Source organism: Streptomyces ficellus, assembly GCF_009739905.1.
Lineage (GTDB): Bacteria > Actinomycetota > Actinomycetes > Streptomycetales > Streptomycetaceae > Streptomyces > Streptomyces ficellus_A.
On the sequence record NZ_CP034279.1, the window covers coordinates 5,962,869 to 5,981,772 of the forward strand.

At 70.4% G+C, this 18,904-nt stretch carries 14 protein-coding genes; 7 read left to right on the forward strand and 7 right to left on the reverse strand.

Features of this window, described 5'->3' with window-relative positions:
• Positions 1–215: 215 nt before the first annotated feature.
• The 4 genes from EIZ62_RS26715 to EIZ62_RS26730 all read right to left on the reverse strand — a co-directional run bounded on the left by EIZ62_RS26715 (position 216) and on the right by EIZ62_RS26730 (position 5,179).
• The gene (locus EIZ62_RS26715; RefSeq protein WP_156695233.1) at positions 216–1,826 is read right to left on the reverse strand and encodes a glycerol-3-phosphate dehydrogenase/oxidase; all 1,611 of its coding nucleotides are present in this window, start codon (positions 1,824–1,826) and stop codon (positions 216–218) included.
• Positions 1,827–1,832: 6 nt separating this feature from the next.
• A complete protein-coding gene (glpK, locus tag EIZ62_RS26720; RefSeq protein ID WP_156695234.1) occupies positions 1,833–3,359 on the reverse strand; it encodes a glycerol kinase GlpK in 1,527 nt (508 codons plus the stop codon).
• Between the two features lie 32 nt (positions 3,360–3,391).
• Entirely contained in the window at positions 3,392–4,180 is a 789-nt protein-coding gene (locus EIZ62_RS26725) for an MIP/aquaporin family protein (RefSeq protein ID WP_156695235.1), read from the reverse strand.
• 234 nt (positions 4,181–4,414) lie between these two features.
• Positions 4,415–5,179, reverse strand: a complete 765-nt coding sequence (locus EIZ62_RS26730; RefSeq protein ID WP_156695236.1) for an IclR family transcriptional regulator — start codon at positions 5,177–5,179, stop codon at positions 4,415–4,417.
• A 235-nt stretch (positions 5,180–5,414) separates the two neighbouring features.
• Here EIZ62_RS26730 and metH point away from each other — a divergent pair, with 235 nt between their 5' ends.
• The 4 genes from metH to EIZ62_RS26750 all read left to right on the forward strand — a co-directional run bounded on the left by metH (position 5,415) and on the right by EIZ62_RS26750 (position 13,561).
• Positions 5,415–8,927, forward strand: coding sequence for a methionine synthase (gene metH / locus EIZ62_RS26735; protein WP_156695237.1), 3,513 nt, complete (start codon positions 5,415–5,417; stop codon positions 8,925–8,927).
• Between the two features lie 158 nt (positions 8,928–9,085).
• Positions 9,086–9,787, forward strand: coding sequence for an HAD family hydrolase (locus EIZ62_RS26740; protein ID WP_156695238.1), 702 nt, complete (start codon positions 9,086–9,088; stop codon positions 9,785–9,787).
• A 516-nt stretch (positions 9,788–10,303) separates the two neighbouring features.
• Positions 10,304–11,902: an ABC transporter substrate-binding protein gene (locus tag EIZ62_RS26745; RefSeq protein ID WP_156695239.1), complete on the forward strand. Its 1,599-nt coding sequence runs from the start codon at positions 10,304–10,306 to the stop codon at positions 11,900–11,902.
• 63 nt (positions 11,903–11,965) lie between these two features.
• Positions 11,966–13,561, forward strand: coding sequence for an ABC transporter substrate-binding protein (locus EIZ62_RS26750; protein ID WP_208828058.1), 1,596 nt, complete (start codon positions 11,966–11,968; stop codon positions 13,559–13,561).
• Positions 13,562–13,627: 66 nt separating this feature from the next.
• Here the strand turns inward: EIZ62_RS26750 and EIZ62_RS26755 are convergent, their stop codons facing one another.
• Both EIZ62_RS26755 and EIZ62_RS26760 read right to left on the reverse strand, forming a co-directional pair.
• Positions 13,628–14,299 carry a response regulator gene (locus tag EIZ62_RS26755; RefSeq protein WP_156695241.1) on the reverse strand — a complete coding sequence of 224 codons (672 nt, stop codon included), beginning with the start codon at positions 14,297–14,299 and terminating at the stop codon, positions 13,628–13,630.
• A gap of 175 nt (positions 14,300–14,474) precedes the next feature.
• Positions 14,475–15,491, reverse strand: a complete 1,017-nt coding sequence (locus tag EIZ62_RS26760; protein ID WP_280117757.1) for a RecB family exonuclease — start codon at positions 15,489–15,491, stop codon at positions 14,475–14,477.
• 107 nt (positions 15,492–15,598) lie between these two features.
• Between EIZ62_RS26760 and EIZ62_RS26765 the strand changes: the two genes are divergently transcribed.
• The 3 genes from EIZ62_RS26765 (at position 15,599) to EIZ62_RS26775 (ending at position 18,531) form a co-directional block, all read left to right on the forward strand.
• Positions 15,599–16,846, forward strand: coding sequence for a site-2 protease family protein (locus EIZ62_RS26765; protein WP_156695242.1), 1,248 nt, complete (start codon positions 15,599–15,601; stop codon positions 16,844–16,846).
• A gap of 18 nt (positions 16,847–16,864) precedes the next feature.
• Positions 16,865–17,752 carry a tRNA (adenine-N1)-methyltransferase gene (locus EIZ62_RS26770; protein WP_156695243.1) on the forward strand — a complete coding sequence of 296 codons (888 nt, stop codon included), beginning with the start codon at positions 16,865–16,867 and terminating at the stop codon, positions 17,750–17,752.
• A gap of 200 nt (positions 17,753–17,952) precedes the next feature.
• Entirely contained in the window at positions 17,953–18,531 is a 579-nt protein-coding gene (locus EIZ62_RS26775) for a hypothetical protein (RefSeq protein WP_156695244.1), read from the forward strand.
• A gap of 4 nt (positions 18,532–18,535) precedes the next feature.
• Here the strand turns inward: EIZ62_RS26775 and EIZ62_RS26780 are convergent, their stop codons facing one another.
• On the reverse strand, positions 18,536–18,847 hold the full coding sequence (locus EIZ62_RS26780) for a ferredoxin (protein ID WP_156695245.1): 312 nt from the start codon (positions 18,845–18,847) through the stop codon (positions 18,536–18,538).
• Positions 18,848–18,904: the final 57 nt, after the last annotated feature.

Consider the following 18,904-nt stretch of genomic DNA (forward strand, 5'->3'; position numbering starts at 1 on the left):
TCCGTGCGTACGGACCAACCTTAAGGCTTCCCGGGGCCCCGACCGCAGTCCCCGTGCAGGCCCGCACGCTGTACCGACCGGGAGCCACTACCCACGACGACCGGGGGGAACACGGCGGGAAGTCAGCCGATTCGTCCGGGGGTTCGCCGGTTCGCGCCCGTACGGCGAGGGCGGCCCCCCTCCCGGGGAGCCGCCCTCGCGTCGTGCGCCGGCCGTCAGGCCTTCTCGCCGAGCATGTCCTCGACCCTGGCGCGGATGTCGTCCGTGGCCAGGCCGCGGATCGTCAGCGTCGTACGGCGGCGCAGCACGTCGTCCGCCGTCTCGGCCCACTCGTGGTCCCGGGCGTAGGCGACCTGCGCCCAGATCTCCGGCGCGTCCGGGTGGACGCGCTCGGCCAGCCGCGGGTCGTCGTTCGCCAGGCGCGCGATCTCGAAGGAGAGCGAGCCGTAGTGGGTGGCCAGGTGGCGGGCGGTGTCGGCGGCCATGCGCGGGCCGGGCGCACCGCCGTCGACGAGCAGCCGGTGGGCGACCGCGTTCGGGTTGGCTATGCCGGGCAGCGGGAGCTTCTTCGGCAGCGCCGAGATCGGCTCCATGTCCTCGCCGAGCGGCCCGCCGGGCAGGGACGCCAGCTTGTTCATCACCGTACGGCCGATGTGGCGGAACGTCGTCCACTTGCCGCCGGCCACCGACAGCATGCCGCCGCGGCCCTCGGTGACGACCGTCTCGCGCTTCGCCTTGGAGGTGTCGCCGGGGCCGCCCGGCAGGACCCGCAGGCCCGCGAAGGAGTACGTGATCAGGTCGCGGGACAGCTGCTGGTCGCGGATGGAGAACGCGGCCTCGTCCAGGATCTGGGTGATGTCCTTCTCGTTGACGGCGACCTCGCCGGGGTCGCCCTCGTACTCCTCGTCGGTGGTGCCGAGGAGCAGCATGTCCTCCCAGGGGAGGGCGAAGGTGATGCGGTACTTGTCGATCGGGGTGGCGAGCGCGGCCTTCCAGGGGGAGGTGCGCTTGAGGACGAGGTGCGCCCCCTTGGACAGGCGGATGGAGGGGGCCGCGTTCGGGTCCTCCATCCGGCGCAGGTGGTCGACCCAGGGGCCGGTCGCGTTCAGGACGAGGCGGGCGTCGACACCGAACTCGTCACCGCTGGTGCGGTCCCTGAGGTCGGCGCCGGTGACCCGGCCCCGGGTGAAGCGCAGGCCGGTGACCTCGGCGTGGTTGAGGACGGTGGCGCCCGCGTCGACGGCGGCGCGGACGGTCATCAGGGCCATGCGCGCGTCGTTCATCTGGTCGTCGCCGTACACGGCCACGGCCTTGAGGTTGTCGGTGCGCAGCTCCGGTACGTCCTGGGCGGCCTTGGCGGGGCTCAGGAGGTGGCCGACGCCGTCGCCGAAGGCGGAGAGCGCCGAGTACGCGAAGACGCCCGCGCCGAGCTTGGCGGCGCCGTGCGGGCCGCCCTTGTAGACCGGCAGGTAGAAGGTGAGCGGGTTCGCCAGGTGCGGGGCGACCTGGCGGGAGACCGCGCGGCGTTCGAAGTGGTTCTCCGCCACCAGCTTCACCGCGCCGGTCTGCAGGTAGCGCAGACCGCCGTGGAGGAGCTTGGAGGAGGCGGAGGAGGTGGCGCCGGCGAAGTCGCCGGCGTCCACCAGGGCCACCCGCAGCCCGGACTGCGCGGCGTGCCAGGCCGTGGAGATGCCCAGGATGCCGCCGCCGATCACCAGGAGGTCGTAGGTGGCCTTGGAGAGCTGCTCCCGCGTCTCGGCACGGCTCGGCAGGGAACCGGCAGCCGGGTGCGTCCCGAGGGAGGGGACGCTCTGCAGGGTGGTCATGTCGTTCTACTCCTCGTCCTCGATCCAGCCCATGGTCCGCTGCACGGCCTTGAGCCAGTTCTTGTACTCGCTGTCACGCTGGTCAGCGTCCATGCGGGGGGTCCACTCGGCGGCCCTGCGCCAGTTGGCGCGCAGCGCGTCGGTGTCGGGCCAGAAGCCGACGGCCAGGCCGGCGGCGTAGGCGGCGCCGAGGCAGGTCGTCTCGGCGACCATGGGGCGCACCACGGGGGCGTCCACGAAGTCCGAGAGGGTCTGCATCAGCAGGTTGTTGGAGGTCATGCCGCCGTCGACCTTGAGCGCGGCCAGTTCGACGCCGGAGTCCTTCGTCATGGCGTCGGTGATCTCGCGGGTCTGCCAGGCGGTGGCCTCGAGCACGGCGCGCGCGATGTGCGCCTTGGTGACGTACCGGGTGAGGCCGGCGATCACACCGCGGGCGTCGGAGCGCCAGTACGGGGCGAACAGGCCGGAGAAGGCCGGTACGAAGTAGGCGCCGCCGTTGTCGTCGACCGAGGACGCGAGCGTCTCGATCTCGGCGGCGGAGTTGATCAGGCCCATCTGGTCGCGCATCCACTGCACCAGCGAGCCGGTGACGGCGATGGAGCCCTCGAGGGCGTACGCCGGGGCGTCGTCGCCGATCTTGTAGCCGACGGTGGTGATCAGGCCCGAGTACGAGTTGATGATCTTCTCGCCGGTGTTCATCAGCAGGAAGGTGCCGGTGCCGTACGTCGACTTGGCCTCGCCCTCCGCGAAGCAGGTCTGGCCGAACAGGGCCGCCTGCTGGTCGCCGAGCGCGGAGGCGACCGGGACGCCGTCGAGGACGCCGCCCTTGACGTGGCCGTAGACCTCGGCGGAAGAACGGATCTCCGGCAGCACAGCCGCCGGGACGCCCATGGACTCCAGGATCTTCTGGTCCCACTCCATGGTGTGGAGGTTCATCAGCATGGTCCGGGAGGCGTTGGTGACGTCGGTGACGTGGTGACCGCCGTCGATACCGCCCGTGAGGTTCCAGATGACCCAGGAGTCCATGGTGCCGAAGAGGATGTCGCCGGCTTCGGCGCGCTCGCGCAGGCCCTCGACGTTGTCGAGCATCCAGCGGATCTTGGGGCCGGCGAAGTACGACGCGAGGGGCAGGCCCGTCTCGCGGCGGAAGCGGTCCTGGCCGACGTTGCGGCCGAGCTCGCGGCACAGGGCGTCGGTGCGGGTGTCCTGCCAGACGATGGCGTTGTGGACGGGCTCGCCGGTGTTCTTGTCCCACAGCAGCGTGGTCTCGCGCTGGTTGGTGATGCCGATGGCCTTGACGTCGGCGGAGGTGATGCCGGCCTTCTCGATGGCGCCGGCGACGACCTCCTGGACGTTGGTCCAGATCTCGGCGGCGTCGTGCTCGACCCAGCCCGGCTTGGGGAAGATCTGCTCGTGCTCCTTCTGGTCGACGGAGACGATGCGCCCGTCGCGGTCGAAGACGATGCAGCGGCTGGAGGTGGTGCCCTGGTCGATGGCCGCGATGAACGGGCCGGTGGTGTGTGCGTCGGTCACGGTTGCTCCCGTAGGTCTGTGAGAAGGACGGCTCAGGCGAACGCGATGTTGTAGATACCCGCGGCGAGGGCTCCGCCGATGAGCGGACCGACGACGGGGATCCAGGCGTAGCCCCAGTCGGAGCCGCCCTTGTTCGGCAGCGGGAGCAGGGCGTGCACGATGCGCGGTCCGAGGTCACGGGCCGGGTTGATGGCGTAGCCGGTCGGGCCGCCGAGCGAGAGGCCGACGGAGACCACGACGAACGCGACCATCAGGCCACCGACCACGCCCAGGCCCTTGCCGCTGTCGTTCAGGCCCTGGGTGAGGACCGCGAGGACGAGCACCAGGGTGCCGAGTATCTCGGTGGCGAGGTTCTGCCAGACGTTGCGGATCTCGGGGCCGGTGGAGAAGACGCCGAGGACGGGGCCGGCCGTGTTCTTGGTGTCGTGGGGGCCCTCGATGGCCTTGTCGGCCGGGTCGCCCACGATCTCGCGGTCGGTCAGGTGCGCGTGGAACTGTCCGTAGTACGCGACCCAGACCAGCGCCGCGCCGATCATGGCGCCGAGGAGCTGGCCCGCGAAGTAGACGGGGACGTTGCCCCACTCACCGTCCTTGATCGCGATGCCGAGCGTCACGGCGGGGTTCAGGTGGGCGCCGGACAGGGAACCCGTCATGTAGACGGCGGTCAGGACCGCGAAGCCCCACCCGAAGGTGATGGCCAGCCAGCCGGCGTTCTGCGCCTTCGAGCGCTTGAGTACGACGGCGGCGACCACGCCACCGCCGAGCAGGATGAGTACGGCGGTACCAATGATCTCGCCGATGAAGATGTCGGAGCTGGACACCCGCGACTCCTTTGTCCTTCGTCCAGGGGAAGGCGAACCCCGGGTCCCTCCGGTGGTCCGCGCCCTCAGGTGAGGGCGTTAACCGGCCTCCTGGCGTTGTCACACTCTAGCGCGTATTGCCGGTAGGTGTTCGACAATGCCGACCGATGAACGGCAGTTTTGCCCTCGGGTAAACGTGGCGTCAAGAGTTCTGTTGGCTGAAATGCGTTCGTTACCGATGATGCGCCCGACGTGTCAGAAGCGCCCGGCGCCCAGATCCCGGGACACCGCGCGGGCGCAGTCCCGCACCGCCGCGACCAGCTCCTGGCGCAGCTCGCCGTCGTCGCAGACTCGCTCCACGGCGCCCGTGATGGCCACCGCGCCGACCGGCATCCGGCGCCGGTCGTGGATGGGCGCGGCCACCGAGGCCACCCCGTCCCAGGTCTCCTCCACGTCGGCGGCCCAGCCGCGCGCCCTGGTCAGGTCCAGGACGCCCTCGAAGTCCTCCAGGCCGGTCACGGTGCGCGGGGTGAAGGCCTCCCGCTCCACCTCCAGCGCCTCGGTGTGCGCCACCGGGTCGTACGCCGACAGCACCTTGCCCAGGGCCGTGGAGTGCAGCGGCTGCATGGCGCCGACCTCCAGCACCTGGCGACTGTCGTCGGGCCGGAAGACGTGGTGCACCACCAGCACGCCGTGCTGGTGCAGGACCCCGAGGTGGACGCTCTCGCCGCTGGAGCGCGCCAGGTCGTCCGTCCACACCAGCGCCCGCGCCCGCAGCTCGTGCACGTCGAGGTAGCTGTTGCCGAGCCGCAGCAGCTCGGCGCCCAGCTGGTAGCGGCCCGAGGCCGGGTCCTGCTCGACGAAACCCTCGGCCTGCAGGGTGCGCAGGATGCCGTGCGCGGTGCCCTTCGCGAGGTCGAGCGACGACGCGATGTCCGACAGTCCGAGACGGCGCTCGCCGCCGGCGAGCAGTCGCAGCATCGCCGCCGCCCGCTCCAGCGACTGGATGTTCTTCGGCATCGCCCGGCCTTTCTCCCACAGTTCGACAATGCTGAACACTATCGGTCGTTGCCGACCCTGAGCCACATCCCGGGGGCCTCCCCGGGCACCCAGCGGACGGACGACGCCGCCCCAGCATGCCGTCCACCACCTGGGACAAGATGTCCGCCCCGGCGGGTACACGGTTACTCTGGCCCGGTGCGCCTTCCCCCGAAGACGCAAAGCCGACAGCCGTCGCACTCCAGGGAGCACATCCATGGCCTCGTTGCCGACCCCTTCCGCTGACAGCAGGACCCGAGCCGCCGCCCTCCGCGAGGCGCTCGCCTCCCGCGTGGTCGTCTCCGACGGAGCCATGGGCACGATGCTCCAGGCGCAGGACCCCACCCTGGAGGACTTCGAGGGGCTCGAGGGCTGCAACGAGATCCTCAACGTCTCCCGCCCCGACATTGTCCGTACGGTCCACGAGGAGTACTTCTCCGCCGGCGTCGACTGCGTCGGGACCAACACGTTCAACGCGAACCACGCCGCCCTCGGTGAGTACGACATCGCCGACCGCATCGTGGAGCTGTCGGAGGCGGGGGCGCGGATCGCCCGTGAGACCGCCGACCGGTTCACCGCCGGGGACGGCCGGCAGCGCTGGGTGCTCGGTTCCATGGGGCCCGGCACCAAGCTGCCCACCCTCGGCCACGTCTCCTACGTGACGATCCGCGACGCCTACCAGCAGAACGCCGAGGGCCTCATCGCCGGCGGCGCCGACGCGCTGCTCGTCGAGACCACCCAGGACCTCCTCCAGACCAAGGCCGCCATCCTCGGTGCCCACCGGGCCATGGACGTCGCCGGCCTCCAGCTGCCCCTCATCTGCTCCGTCACGGTGGAGACGACGGGGACGATGTTGCTGGGTTCGGAGATCGGGGCGGCGCTGACGGCGTTGGAGCCGTTGGGCATCGACATGATCGGGCTGAACTGTGCCACGGGTCCGGCGGAGATGAGCGAGCACCTGCGCTACTTGGCGCGGCACTCCCGCGTCCCGCTGTCGTGCATGCCGAACGCGGGTCTGCCGGTGCTGGGCAAGAACGGGGCGCATTATCCGCTGTCGGCCGGCGAGCTGGCGGACGCGCAGGAGAACTTCGTCCGTGAGTACGGGTTGTCGCTGGTGGGTGGGTGCTGCGGTACGACGCCGGAGCATTTGCGGCAGGTGGCGGAGCGGGTGCGGGGGCTGGTTCCGGCACCTCGTGATCCGCGTCCGGAGCCGGGGGCGGCGTCGTTGTATCAGACGGTGCCGTTCCGGCAGGACACCGCGTATATGGCGATCGGTGAGCGGACGAACGCGAATGGTTCGAAGAAGTTCCGTGAGGCGATGCTGGAGGGTCGCTGGGACGACTGTGTGGAGATGGCCAGGGACCAGATCCGCGAGGGTGCCCACATGCTGGATCTGTGTGTGGATTATGTCGGCCGGGACGGTGTGGCGGACATGGAGGAGCTGGCGGGGCGGTTCGCGACCGCCTCCACGCTGCCGATCGTGCTGGACTCCACCGAGGTGGAGGTGATCCGGGCGGGGCTGGAGAAGCTCGGTGGCCGAGCGGTGATCAACTCCGTGAACTACGAGGACGGCGACGGGCCGGAGTCACGGTTCGCGAAGGTGACGGCGCTGGCCCGGGAGCACGGTGCCGCGCTGATCGCGCTGACGATTGATGAGGAGGGTCAGGCGCGGACGGTGGAGACGAAGGTCGCGATCGCCGAACGGCTGATCGCCGACCTGACCGGGAACTGGGGCATTCACGAGTCGGACATCCTCATCGACACGCTCACGTTCACGATCTGCACGGGTCAGGAGGAGTCGCGCAAGGACGGGATCGCCACGATCGAGGCGATCCGGGAGCTGAAGCGGCGTCATCCCGAGGTGCAGACCACGCTGGGCCTGTCCAACATCAGCTTCGGTCTGAACCCGGCGGCGCGGATTCTCCTGAACTCGGTGTTCCTGGACGAGTGTGTGAAGGCGGGTCTGGATTCGGCGATCGTGCATGCCAGCAAGATCCTCCCGATCGCCCGGTTCGACGAGGAGCAGGTCACCACCGCGCTGGACCTGATCTATGACCGGCGCGCGGAGGGTTATGACCCGCTGCAGAAGCTGATGGAGTTGTTCGAGGGGGTCAACACCAAGTCGCTGAAGGCGGGCAAGGCGGAGGAGCTGGCGGCTTTGCCGTTGGAGGAGCGGCTTCAGCGGCGGATCATCGACGGGGAGAAGAACGGTCTGGAGGCGGACCTCGATGAGGCGCTTCAGGGCCGGCCGGCGTTGGACATCGTCAACGACACCCTGTTGGAGGGGATGAAGGTCGTTGGTGAGTTGTTCGGCTCGGGTCAGATGCAGTTGCCGTTCGTGCTGCAGTCGGCCGAGGTGATGAAGACGGCGGTGGCGCATCTGGAGCCGCACATGGAGAAGACGGACGACGACGGCAAGGGCACCATCGTGCTGGCCACGGTCCGTGGTGACGTCCATGACATCGGCAAGAATCTCGTCGACATCATCCTGTCCAACAATGGCTACAACGTGGTCAACCTCGGTATCAAGCAGCCGGTTTCGGCCATTCTGGATGCCGCGGACGAACACAAGGCCGACGTCATCGGCATGTCCGGCCTCCTGGTCAAGTCCACCGTGATCATGAAGGAGAACCTCGAAGAGCTCAACCAGCGGGGCCTCGCCGCCGAATACCCGGTCATCCTGGGCGGCGCCGCGCTCACCCGGGCGTATGTCGAGCAGGACCTGCACGAGATCTACCAGGGTGAAGTCCGCTACGCCCGGGACGCGTTCGAGGGCCTGCGCCTGATGGACGCGCTCATCGCGGTCAAGCGCGGCGTCCCCGGCGCCACCCTGCCCGAGCTCAAGCAGAGGCGCGTACGCCCCGCCGCCGGCGCGGTGGTGGAGGAGCAGGCCCCCGAGAGCGGCGTCCGTTCCGACGTGGCGACCGACAACCCGGTACCCGAGCCGCCGTTCTGGGGCACCCGGGTCGTCAAGGGCATCCAGCTCAAGGAGTACGCGTCCTGGCTGGACGAGGGCGCCCTGTTCAAGGGCCAGTGGGGCCTGAAGCAGGCCCGCGCCGGCGACGGCCCGACGTACGAGGAGCTCGTCGAGACCGAGGGCCGGCCGCGGCTGCGCGGCTGGCTGGAGCAGCTGCACACCCAGAACATGCTGGAAGCGGCGGTCGTGTACGGGTACTTCCCGTGCGTCTCCAAGGGCGACGACCTGATCCTCCTCGACGAGAGCGGCAACGAGCGCACCCGCTTCACCTTCCCCCGCCAGCGCCGTGGCCGCCGCCTCTGCCTGGCGGACTTCTTCCGCCCCGAGGAGTCCGGCGAGACCGATGTCGTCGGCCTCCAGGTCGTCACCGTCGGCTCGCGCATCGGCGAGGCCACCGCGGAGCTGTTCGCCGCCGACTCCTACCGCGACTACCTCGAACTGCACGGCCTGTCCGTCCAGCTGGCCGAGGCCCTCGCCGAGTACTGGCACGCGCGCGTGCGCGCCGAACTCGGCTTCGCCGGCGAGGACCCGGCCGACGTGGAGGACATGTTCGCGCTGAAGTACCGCGGCGCCCGGTTCTCGCTCGGCTACGGTGCCTGCCCCGACCTGGAGGACCGGGCCAAGATCGCCGACCTGCTCCAGCCGGAGCGGATCGGCGTCCACCTCTCCGAGGAGTTCCAGCTCCACCCCGAGCAGTCCACCGACGCCATCGTCATCCACCACCCGGAGGCGAAGTACTTCAACGCGCGCTGAGCGCGGACGCGACGTACACTGGTCGGTCCAGTGCAGGCCGGTCGCTCTCCCAGCGGGTCGACGGCGGGATCACCGCGTGATTTCCGCGGTCCACCCCGCCGGGACTTCCCACCGGGGAGAGCGATCGGCCTTCTCGTCCCTCCATGGAGGTGTGCCGGATGACCAGTACGGTCCCCGCGTCCTTGACCCGCGCGGCCGAGGGTTCCGCCCTGCAAGCGGTCTTCCTCGACATGGACGGCACGCTCGTCGACACCGAGGGCTTCTGGTGGGACGCGGAGGTCGAGGTCTTCGCCGAGCTGGGCCACGCGCTCGACGAGTCCTGGCGCGACATCGTCGTCGGCGGGCCGATGACCCGCAGCGCGGGCTATCTCATCGAGGCCACCGGCGCCGACATCACCCTCCCCGAGCTGACCGTCCTGCTCAACGACCGCTTCGAGCGGCGCATCAGCCGTGGCGTCCCCCTGATGCCCGGCGCCGAACGGCTGCTCGCCGAGCTCGCCGCGCACGACGTGCCCACCGCACTGGTCTCCGCCTCGCACCGCCGCATCATCGACCGCGTCCTGCACTCCCTGGGCCGTGACCGTTTCACGCTCACGGTGGCCGGCGATGAGGTGTCCCGTACGAAGCCGCACCCCGACCCGTACCTCCTGGCCGCCCGGGGCGTGGGCGCCGACCCCGGCAGATGCGCGGTCATCGAGGACACCGCGACCGGTGTGGCGGCCGCCGAGGCGGCGGGCTGCCGGGTGGTGGCCGTACCGTCCGTGGCGCCCATCGCGCCCGCCGACGGCCGGGTCGTCGTCGGATCGCTGGAGGAAGTCGATCTGCGCTTTCTGCGGACATTGATCGCGCGAATGAACTGAACGCCCCGCACGACCCCCATCACGGGAAAGCACGGCCCGCGCACCGAGCGTGCGGCGGCTGAATACCGCCGCAAACTCAGGGCACCGAATCATGCATTTTCCGTTACCGGCGCGCGGGCCTTCCGGCGTGAGCTTGGTCACTGTGCGTGGCGTGGACCGCATGGACGGAAAGAGCCGCTTGCCCGGAACGCAACACTTCGGCCTTGTCCATGTGTCCTGATTCATTGGCCGGTGTACGAATCATTCCGGCGCATAGGGATCGACCGGCACGCATTACTGATCACAGACCGACGCGGCCCCAACTCGGCCCCGTTCCTGCGCGTGTGGCGTTGCCGACTAATCTCTTGCCGAGAACTTCGCCGCAGTTTCCGCGTGTCCCGTACCGGCCCACCAGGCCTGCGGAACACAGGACCGATCGCTCTGTATCCCGGCCCGATCGCTCCGCCCCGACCGGGCGGACGCGGCGGAGTGTCCGTACGCCGCTGTACCCAGTGCCGGATGAGGAGAACGTCCAGAATGAACCGCAAGACTTTGGTGCTGCCGGCCGTGCTCGGCCTGCTCGCCCCCGTACTCGTCGCCTGTGGCGGCTCGGGCGGCGGCTCCGGCGGCGACGCCATCGTCGTGGGTACCACGGACCAGTTCGCCGCCACCAAGGACGCCTCCGCGCCCTTCGACCCGGCCTACGCGTACGACACCGGCGTGTGGAACGTCCTGCGCCAGACCGTCCAGACCCTGATGCACGTCCCGCGCGGCGGCGGCTCCCCGGTGCCCGAGGCGGCCTCCCAGTGCGGCTTCACCGACCGGGCGAGCGAGCGCTACCGCTGCACCCTCCGCGACGGCCTGACCTTCGCCGACGGCTCGCCCATCACCCCCAAGGACGTGAAGTTCTCCCTGGAGCGCGCCCTCACGATCAAGTCGGACAACGGCGCGGCCGGCCTCCTGTCGAACATCGACACCATCGAGACCAAGGGTGACGACGAGGTCGTCTTCCACCTGAAGAGCCCGGACGCCACCTTCCCGTACAAGCTCTCCACCCCGGTCGCCGGCATCCTCAGCAGCGAGAAGTACGACGCGAAGAAGCTCCGCGACGGCTTCGAGGTCGACGGCTCCGGGCCGTACACCATGAAGGCGGAGGTCAGCGGCGACCGGGTCACCGGCGTCGTCTTCACCCGCAACGAGCGCTACAAGGGCGACATCAAGCCGCGCAACGAGAAGGTCGAGCTGCGGTCCTTTGACGACGCCGGCGCCATGGGCAAGGCCCTGGAGTCCGGGGACATCGACATGATGACCCGCACGATGTCGCCCGAGCAGATCGAGGACCTCACCGAGAACCCCAAGCCGGGCATCAAGATCACCGAGGTTCCCGGCCTGGAGATCCGCTACCTCGGCTTCAACACCGAGGCGCCGTCCGTCAAGGACAAGGCCGTCCGCCAGGCGATGGCCGCCGTCGTCGACCGCGGCCGCCTCGCCGGCACGGTGTACGGAACGACCGCCACCCCGCTGTACTCGCTGATCCCCTCGAGCATCGCCGCGCACACCAACTCGTTCCTCAACAAGTACGGCGAGCCGGACAGCAAGAAGGCCGCAAGCATCCTCCGCGGCGCCGGCATCACCGCTCCGGTGAAGCTGACCCTGCACTACACCAGCGACCACTACGGCGCGGGCACCGCCAAGGAGTTCGCGGCCCTGCGCGACCAGCTCAACGCCACCAAGCTCTTCGACGTCACCATCGAGGGCACCAAGTGGTCGGAGTTCCGCCCCGCCCAGAAGCGCGGCGAGTACGCCGTGTACGGCCTCGGCTGGTTCCCCGACTTCCCGGACCCGGACAACTACGTCGCGCCGTTCCTCGACGCGGACAACTTCCTCAACACCCCCTACGTCAACAGCGCCACGCGCAGCCGGCTCCTCCCCGAGTCGCGCCGCGCGGCAGACCGCAACGCCGCCGCCTCCGCCTTCGAGCAGATCCAGGACATCGTCGCCACCGACGTCCCGGTCCTGCCGCTGTGGCAGGGCAAGCAGTACGTCGCCGCCCGCGACGACCTGACCGGTGTCGAATGGGCGCTCAACACCTCCTCGGATCTGCAGCTCTGGGAGCTCGCCCGAGGTATCGCCTGACCGTGCTGTACCCGGCCGGGCACACGGGCTCGGCCGGCGATGAGATCCAGAGGCAAGGTTCCTGTGAAGGCACACAACAAGTGGCTGACGGCCCCGCTGGCGGCCGGGCTCGCGGCCGCCCTGCTGAGCGGCTGCGGCGAGGAGAAGGGCGGCGACGCCGGTGACGCCGGCGGTTCGGTGACCGTCGGCATGTCCGACGACATCCTGGCGACGGACCCCGCCGCCGGTTACGACCCGGGCTCCTGGCTGCTGTTCAACAACGTCTTCCAGTCCCTGCTCGGCTTCCCCAAGGGCACCTCCGTGCCCCAGCCGGAGGCCGCCGACAAGTGCGGCTTCGACCAGGGCGGCAGCAAGGTGTACCGCTGCACGCTGCGCGACGGGCTGAAGTTCAGCAACGGCAACCCCCTCACCAGCGAGGACGTCAAGTTCTCCTTCGAGCGGGCGCTGAAGATCAACGACCCCAACGGTCCCGCACCGCTGCTCAGCACGATCGAAAAGATCGACACGCCGGACGAGAAGACCGTCGTCTTCCGGCTGAAGGTCCCCGACGCCACCTTCCCGAGCAAGATCGCCTCGGGCGCCGGCTCCATCGTCGACCACCGGGAGTACGAGGACGGCGAGCTGCGCAGCGACGGCAAGGCCGTCGGCTCCGGCCCGTACAAGCTCGACTCGTTCCAGGACGGGCAGGCCGTCTTCTCGCCGAACCCGGACTACAAGGGCACGGTCAAGGTGCAGAACGGCGGCGTCACGCTGAAGTTCTTCCACGGTGACCGCAAGGCGCTGGGCACGGCCATGCAGAAGGGCGAGATCGACGTCGCCTACCGTGGCCTCGCCGCCGGCGACATCGCCGCCATCCAGGCCGCCGACACCACGTCCGAGCGCGAGATCAAGGTCATCGAGGGCTCCAGCGCCGAGGTCCAGCACCTGGTGTTCAACGTCAACGACCCGATCGTCGGCAAGCTCGGCGTGCGCAAGGCCATCGCGCACCTCGTCGACCGCGACGCCATCGTCAACAACATCTACCGGTCGACCGCCACCCCGCTGTACTCGATCATCCCGGCGGGGATCGTGGGCCACAACACCGCCTACGTCAACGAGTACGGCGACCGGCCGCAGCGCGAGAAGGCCGAGCAGGCGCTGCGCTCCGCCGGTGTCGACGGCAAGGTCAAGCTCACCCTCTGGTCGACGCCCACCCGTTACGGCCCGTCCACCGACGACGAGCTCAAGCTGATCGCCAAGCAGCTCAACGACAGCAAGCTGTTCGACGCCACCGTCAAGTCCGTCGAGTTCGAGCAGTACGAGAAGGACATCAAGGCCGGCAAGTACGGCGTGTACGTCAAGGGCTGGGTCCCCGACTACCCGGACCCGGACAACTTCACCCAGCCGTTCTTCGGCCCGGGCAACGTCCTGAACAACCACTACGACAACAGCAAGATCACCGGCACGCTCGTCCCGCGCACCGCCGCGACGGCCGACCGGGCCGCCACCGAGGACGACTTCGGCACGCTGCAGGACCTGGTGGCCAAGGAGCTCCCGATCCTGCCGCTGTGGCAGGGCAAGCAGTACGCGGTCGCCCGTGACGGCGTCACCGGTCTGGAGTGGACGCTGGACGCGTCCACCGTCTTCCGCTTCTGGGAGATCAAGAAGAGCCAGAGCTGACACCGGCCCGAACGAGAAGCGGGGTGCCCGACGCCGGTCGGACACCCCGCTTCCTCGTGGTTCGGGTCACTGGGCGCCGGGGCGCACCAGGCCGCTTTCGTACGCGTACACCGCGGCCTGCACGCGGTCGCGCAGGCCCAGCTTGGTCAGCACATGGCCCACATGGGTCTTCACCGTCGTCTCGCTGACGAACAGGTCGGCGGCGATCTCCGCGTTCGACAGTCCGCGCGCCACCAGCTTCAGCACCTCGACCTCGCGATCGGTCAGCGTGTTCAGCGCGTCCGGGACGGGCTCCTCGCCGGAGGGCAGGTGGTCCGCGTACTTGTCGAGCAGCCGGCGCGTGATGCTCGGCGCGAGCATCGCCTCGCCCGCCGCGACCACCCGGATCGCCTGCACCAGCTCGTTGGCCGGCGCGTCCTTCAGCAGGAAGCCGCTGGCCCCGGCGCGCAGCGCCTCCACCACGTACTCGTCCAGGTCGAACGTCGTCAGGACCAGCACCTTCGCCGGGCCGTCCCGGCCGGGTCCGGTGATCTGCCGGGTCGCCTCCACCCCGTCCATGCGGGGCATCCGGATGTCCATCAGCACCACGTCGGGCTGAAGGGCCCGCACCTGGTCGAGGGCCTGGAGGCCGTCCCCGGCCTCCCCGACGACCGCGAGATCCTGCTCCGCCTCCAGGATCATCCGGAAGCCGGTGCGCAGAAGCGGCTGGTCGTCGACCAGTAGGACGCGGATGGCCACAGGTACTCCTCCAAGGCTGAGCTGACCGGGCCCATTCTGCCCTGACGGCCCCGCCCCGATCCCGGCGGTCCCGGCGGCGGATCCCGTGTCGGTCCGGAACCCTCCGCTCCGCGACCCGGGCGAGATCCGGCCCGCCGGGCCCATTACGCCGCGCCCCTCCGGTGCACCGCCGGGTCTAGGCCGTGTCCGGGCGCTGCGCCGGGACGACCGGCAGCGGATAGACCGGGGGAGTGCCGCCGAACTCGGGGCACACCGACTGGTGGTCGCACCATCCGCACAGCTTGGTCGGACGCGGCCGCCAGTCACCCGTCTCGGTGGCGTGCGCGATCGCGTCCCACAGGGCCTGGAGCTTGCGCTCCACCCGCAGCAGGTCCGCCTCCACCGGGTCGTACGTCAGCACGTCGCCGCTGCCCAGGTACACCAGCTGGAGCCGGCGCGGCACCACGCCCTTCAGCCGCCAGACCACCAGGGCGTAGAACTTCATCTGGAACAGCGCGCCCTCGCTGTACTCCGGGCGCGGGGCCTTGCCCGTCTTGTAGTCGACGATCCGCACCTCACCCGTGGGGGCGACGTCGACCCGGTCGATCACCCCGCGCAGTCGCAGCCCCGAGTCCAGCTCGGTCTCCACGAACAGCTCCCGCTCCGCGGGCTCCAGCCGCGTCGGGTCCTCCAGCGTGAACCACCGCTCGACCAGCTGCTCCGCCTCCGCCAGCCAGCGCGCCAGCAGCTCCCCGTCCGCGTCCCCCGCGAACAGCTCCGCGAGCTCCGGCCGCGACTCCAGCAGCCGCGTCCACTGCCCCGGCACCATCGCCCTGGCCCGCGGCACCGTCCGGTCCACCGCCGGATCGTCGAAGAGCCGCTCCAGCACGGCGTGCACCAGCGTGCCCCGCGTCGCCGCCGCGCTCGGCTTCTCCGGCAGCTTGTCGATCACCCGGAAGCGGTACAACAACGGGCACTGCATGAAGTCGCTGGCCCGCGACGGCGAGAGCGAAGCGGGCGGCCGCGGCCCCAGCACGGCGCCCGGCACACCGTCCGCGGCACCCGGGGCGCCCTCGGCGGAACCCGTGGCGCCCGAGGCACCGCCGGGGCCGGGACCTGCGAGGTCCACCGGACCGGCGGGGGCTGGCGCACCGGCGGACGGCCCGGCGGCGGCGGGCGACGGGCTCGGGGAGCTGGACGGGCTCGTGGTCATGGTTCAGAACCCTACGGCCCGCCACTGACACCGCGCGGCATACCATCGACGCCAGACCCTCCCACACTGCATGATCGTCGTGTGACGCTTCACACCGAAGGGAACCTGTGAACAAGGACGACGAGAGCGGCGAGCACTCCCGCCCGCGGTCCGAGCCGGCCGGAACCACCGCTCCCGACAGCGGAAAGCCGCAGCGGCCGAGGGAAGGCGGCGGCATCCTGATGGGCCGCATCTTCGGCGTGCCCGTGTACGTCGCCCCGAGCTGGTTCCTGGTCGCGGCCCTCATCACCTGGGTGTTCGGCGGCCAGATCGAACGGGTCCTCCCCGAGCTCGGCAACGCCCGCTACCTGGTCTCCCTCTTCTTCGCGGTCGCCTTCTACGCCTCCGTGCTCGTGCACGAGCTGGCCCACACCGTCGCCGCCCTGCGCTTCAAGCTGCCGGTGCGCCGCATCCAGCTCCAGTTCTTCGGAGGCGTCTCCGAGATCGAGAAGGAGTGCGAGACCCCCGGCCGCGAGTTCGTCCTCGCCTTCGTCGGCCCGCTGCTCTCCCTGCTCCTCGCCGGGGTCTTCTACGGCGCGATGTACGCCGCCGAGCCCGGCACGGTCCCGGGCGTCCTGCTCGCCGGCCTGATGATCTCCAACCTCATCGTCGCCGCCTTCAACCTGCTGCCCGGCCTCCCGCTCGACGGGGGCCGCATGCTCCGCGCCGTGGTCTGGAAGATCACCGGCAAGCCCATGACCGGCACCGTCGCCGCCGCCTGGGTCGGCCGGGCCCTCGCCGTCACCGTCCTCATCGGCCTCCCGCTGCTCACCCACACCGGCGCCCTCGGCAACGCGACCGAGGACATCAGCGGCCTGGAAACCGTCACCGACGCGCTCCTGGCCGCGATCCTCGCCGCCATCATCTGGACGGGGGCCGGCAACAGCCTCCGGATGGCCCGGCTCCGCGAACACCTCCCCGAGCTGCGCGCCCGCACCCTCACCCGCCGCGCCGTCCCGGTCGAGCCCGCCACCCCGCTGTCCGAGGCCCTCCGCCGCGCCAACGAGGCGGGCGCGCGCGCCCTCGTGGTCGTCGACGGCGAGGGCGAGCCGACCGCGCTCGTCCGTGAGACCGCCATCGTCGGCGTCCCCCAGCACCGCCGTCCCTGGGTCGCCGTCAGCGGTCTCGCCCAGGACCTCACCGAGGGCATGCGGGTCCCCGCGGACCTCGCGGGCGAGGCGCTGCTGGACGCCCTGCGGGCCACCCCGGCCACCGAGTACCTGGTGGTGGAGGAGTCCGGCGCCATCTACGGCGTCCTGTCCACCGCGGACGTCGAGCGGGCCTTCGTCCAGGCCATGGCACGGCCGGGTTCCTGAAACCCATACACTGGTCACATGTCCGAACCGACCGGTGCCGCCCGCCGTCGCGGGCCCTTCGAAGTCGGGGACCAGGTCCAGCTCACCGACCCCAAGGGACGCCACTACACGTTCACGCTCGAGGCCGGGAAGAATTTTCACACCCACAAGGGTTCCTTCCCGCACGACGAGCTGATCGGTGCTCCCGAGGGCAGTGTTGTCCGTACCACGGGAAACGTCGCCTACCTCGCGCTGCGCCCCCTGCTCCCCGACTACGTCCTGTCCATGCCCCGCGGCGCCGCCGTGGTCTACCCCAAGGACGCGGGGCAGATCCTGGCCTTCGCCGACATCTTCCCCGGCGCGCGCGTCGTCGAGGCCGGTGTGGGCTCCGGCTCGCTCAGCAGCTTCCTGCTCCGCGCCATCGGCGACGACGGCATGCTGCACTCCTACGAGCGCCGCGAGGACTTCGCCGAGATCGCCAAGGGCAACGTCGAGCGCTACTTCGGCGGCCCGCACCCCGCCTGGCAGCTCACCGTCGGCGACCTCCAGGACAACCTCTCCGACACCGACGTGGACCGGGTCATCCTGGACATGCTCGCCCCCTGGGAGTGCCTGGAGGCCGTCTCCAAGGCCCTCGTTCCCGGCGGCATCCTGTGCTGCTACGTGGCGACCACCACGCAGCTCGCCCGCACTGTGGAGTCCATCCGCGAGATCGGCTGCTACGCCGAGCCGCAGCCGTGGGAGTCGATGATCCGCAACTGGCACGTCGAGGGCCTGGCCGTGCGCCCCGACCACCGGATGATCGGGCACACCGGCTTCCTGGTCACCGCCCGCCGCCTCGCGGACGGTGTGGAGCCCCCGATGCGCCGCCGCCGCCCCGCCAAGGGCGCGTACGGCGACGACTACGAAGGCCCCAACAAGGGCTGACGCCCGGGGGCTGACGCCCCGACAACGCAGCGGCGCCGCCGTCGAGTTCCCGCCATCGGTGGGGAACTCGGCGGCGGCGCCTCCATATTCGCCGGGACCGGCCGCGCCGGTGTCCCGTGCGACCCCGCGGTTCCGCCCGGCTGTGACGTGTGGCACGATGCTGGCCACCCCCACCGCACCGCCCACAGGAGGCACTCCGCGTGCAGACCTCCGCCCTCCCGGACCTCGCGCACACCCACGCCCGCCCCGCGCACTGGCTCGCCACCGCCGCGGCGATGGCCGCGGTGGTCGCCGGCGCCGCGCTGTTCCAGCCCGACGCGGCCACCGCCTCTCAAACGGGCGGAATCCGGACAACGGCGGTCCCCGCCCCGGCACCCGCTCCCGACCCGGCGGCGGTGACGTACCCGCTCGAATGCGGGGACGCGGGCAGCGTGGTGGCGAAACGGGCGACGGGTGACCTCGACGGCGACGGGAGTCCGGAGACGGTCGTCGCGGCCCACTGCCGGGCGGGCTCGGGAACGCCGCCGAGCGGTGTGTACGTCCTGGCCCGCGCCACCGGCGACGCGGCCGCGTCCCGGGTGGTGGCCACCCTGGTGGAACCGGCCGAGCGACGCAGCGTCGCCACCCTCGCCGTACGTGACGGAGCCGTCACCGCGTCCCTGCTCGGCTACTCCTCGGCGGACGTGCCGAGGTGCTGTCCCGATCAGCGAGAGACGGTCAAGTGGCGGTGGGAGGGGGACAAGTTCGTCCGCTCCGCCGCCACCGCCACGGGTGCGTGAGCGGTCACTCCGCGTCAGGGCCGTAGACCTCGACCCTGTCCGAAACGCGGCGTACGTGGATGCAGTCGCCCGGGCACTCCTTGGCGGAGTCCACGACGTCCTGGAGCAGGGGCAGCGGAACGGGTGTGGTGGCGCCCGGGTCCTGGAGCAGCTCGTCGTCGGAGCTCTTCACGTACGCCAGGCCGTCGATGTCCAGCTCGAAGACCTCGGGCGCGTACTGGGCGCAGATTCCGTCGCCGGTGCAGAGGTCCTGGTCGATCCAGACCTCCAGGGCCTCGCCGGCGCCCGTGGTCGGAGCCTCGTGCTGCACGGTCATGTTCCTGCCTCTGGTGTGGTAAGTCGGGCCAACGCTGACGGGTGTTGACCACTCCGA

Bases quoted from the DNA above. Each gene is read 5' to 3' on its own strand.
- EIZ62_RS26715 (WP_156695233.1), bottom strand. From the start codon at position 1,826: ATGACCACCCTGCAGAGCGTCCCCTCCCTCGGGACGCACCCGGCTGCC.
- EIZ62_RS26730 (WP_156695236.1), bottom strand. From the start codon at position 5,179: ATGCCGAAGAACATCCAGTCGCTGGAGCGGGCGGCGGCGATGCTGCGA.
- metH (WP_156695237.1), top strand. From the start codon at position 5,415: ATGGCCTCGTTGCCGACCCCTTCCGCTGACAGCAGGACCCGAGCCGCC.
- EIZ62_RS26740 (WP_156695238.1), top strand. From the start codon at position 9,086: ATGACCAGTACGGTCCCCGCGTCCTTGACCCGCGCGGCCGAGGGTTCC.
- EIZ62_RS26745 (WP_156695239.1), top strand. From the start codon at position 10,304: ATGAACCGCAAGACTTTGGTGCTGCCGGCCGTGCTCGGCCTGCTCGCC.
- EIZ62_RS26760 (WP_280117757.1), bottom strand. From the start codon at position 15,491: ATGACCACGAGCCCGTCCAGCTCCCCGAGCCCGTCGCCCGCCGCCGCC.
- EIZ62_RS26770 (WP_156695243.1), top strand. From the start codon at position 16,865: ATGTCCGAACCGACCGGTGCCGCCCGCCGTCGCGGGCCCTTCGAAGTC.
- EIZ62_RS26780 (WP_156695245.1), bottom strand. From the start codon at position 18,847: ATGACCGTGCAGCACGAGGCTCCGACCACGGGCGCCGGCGAGGCCCTG.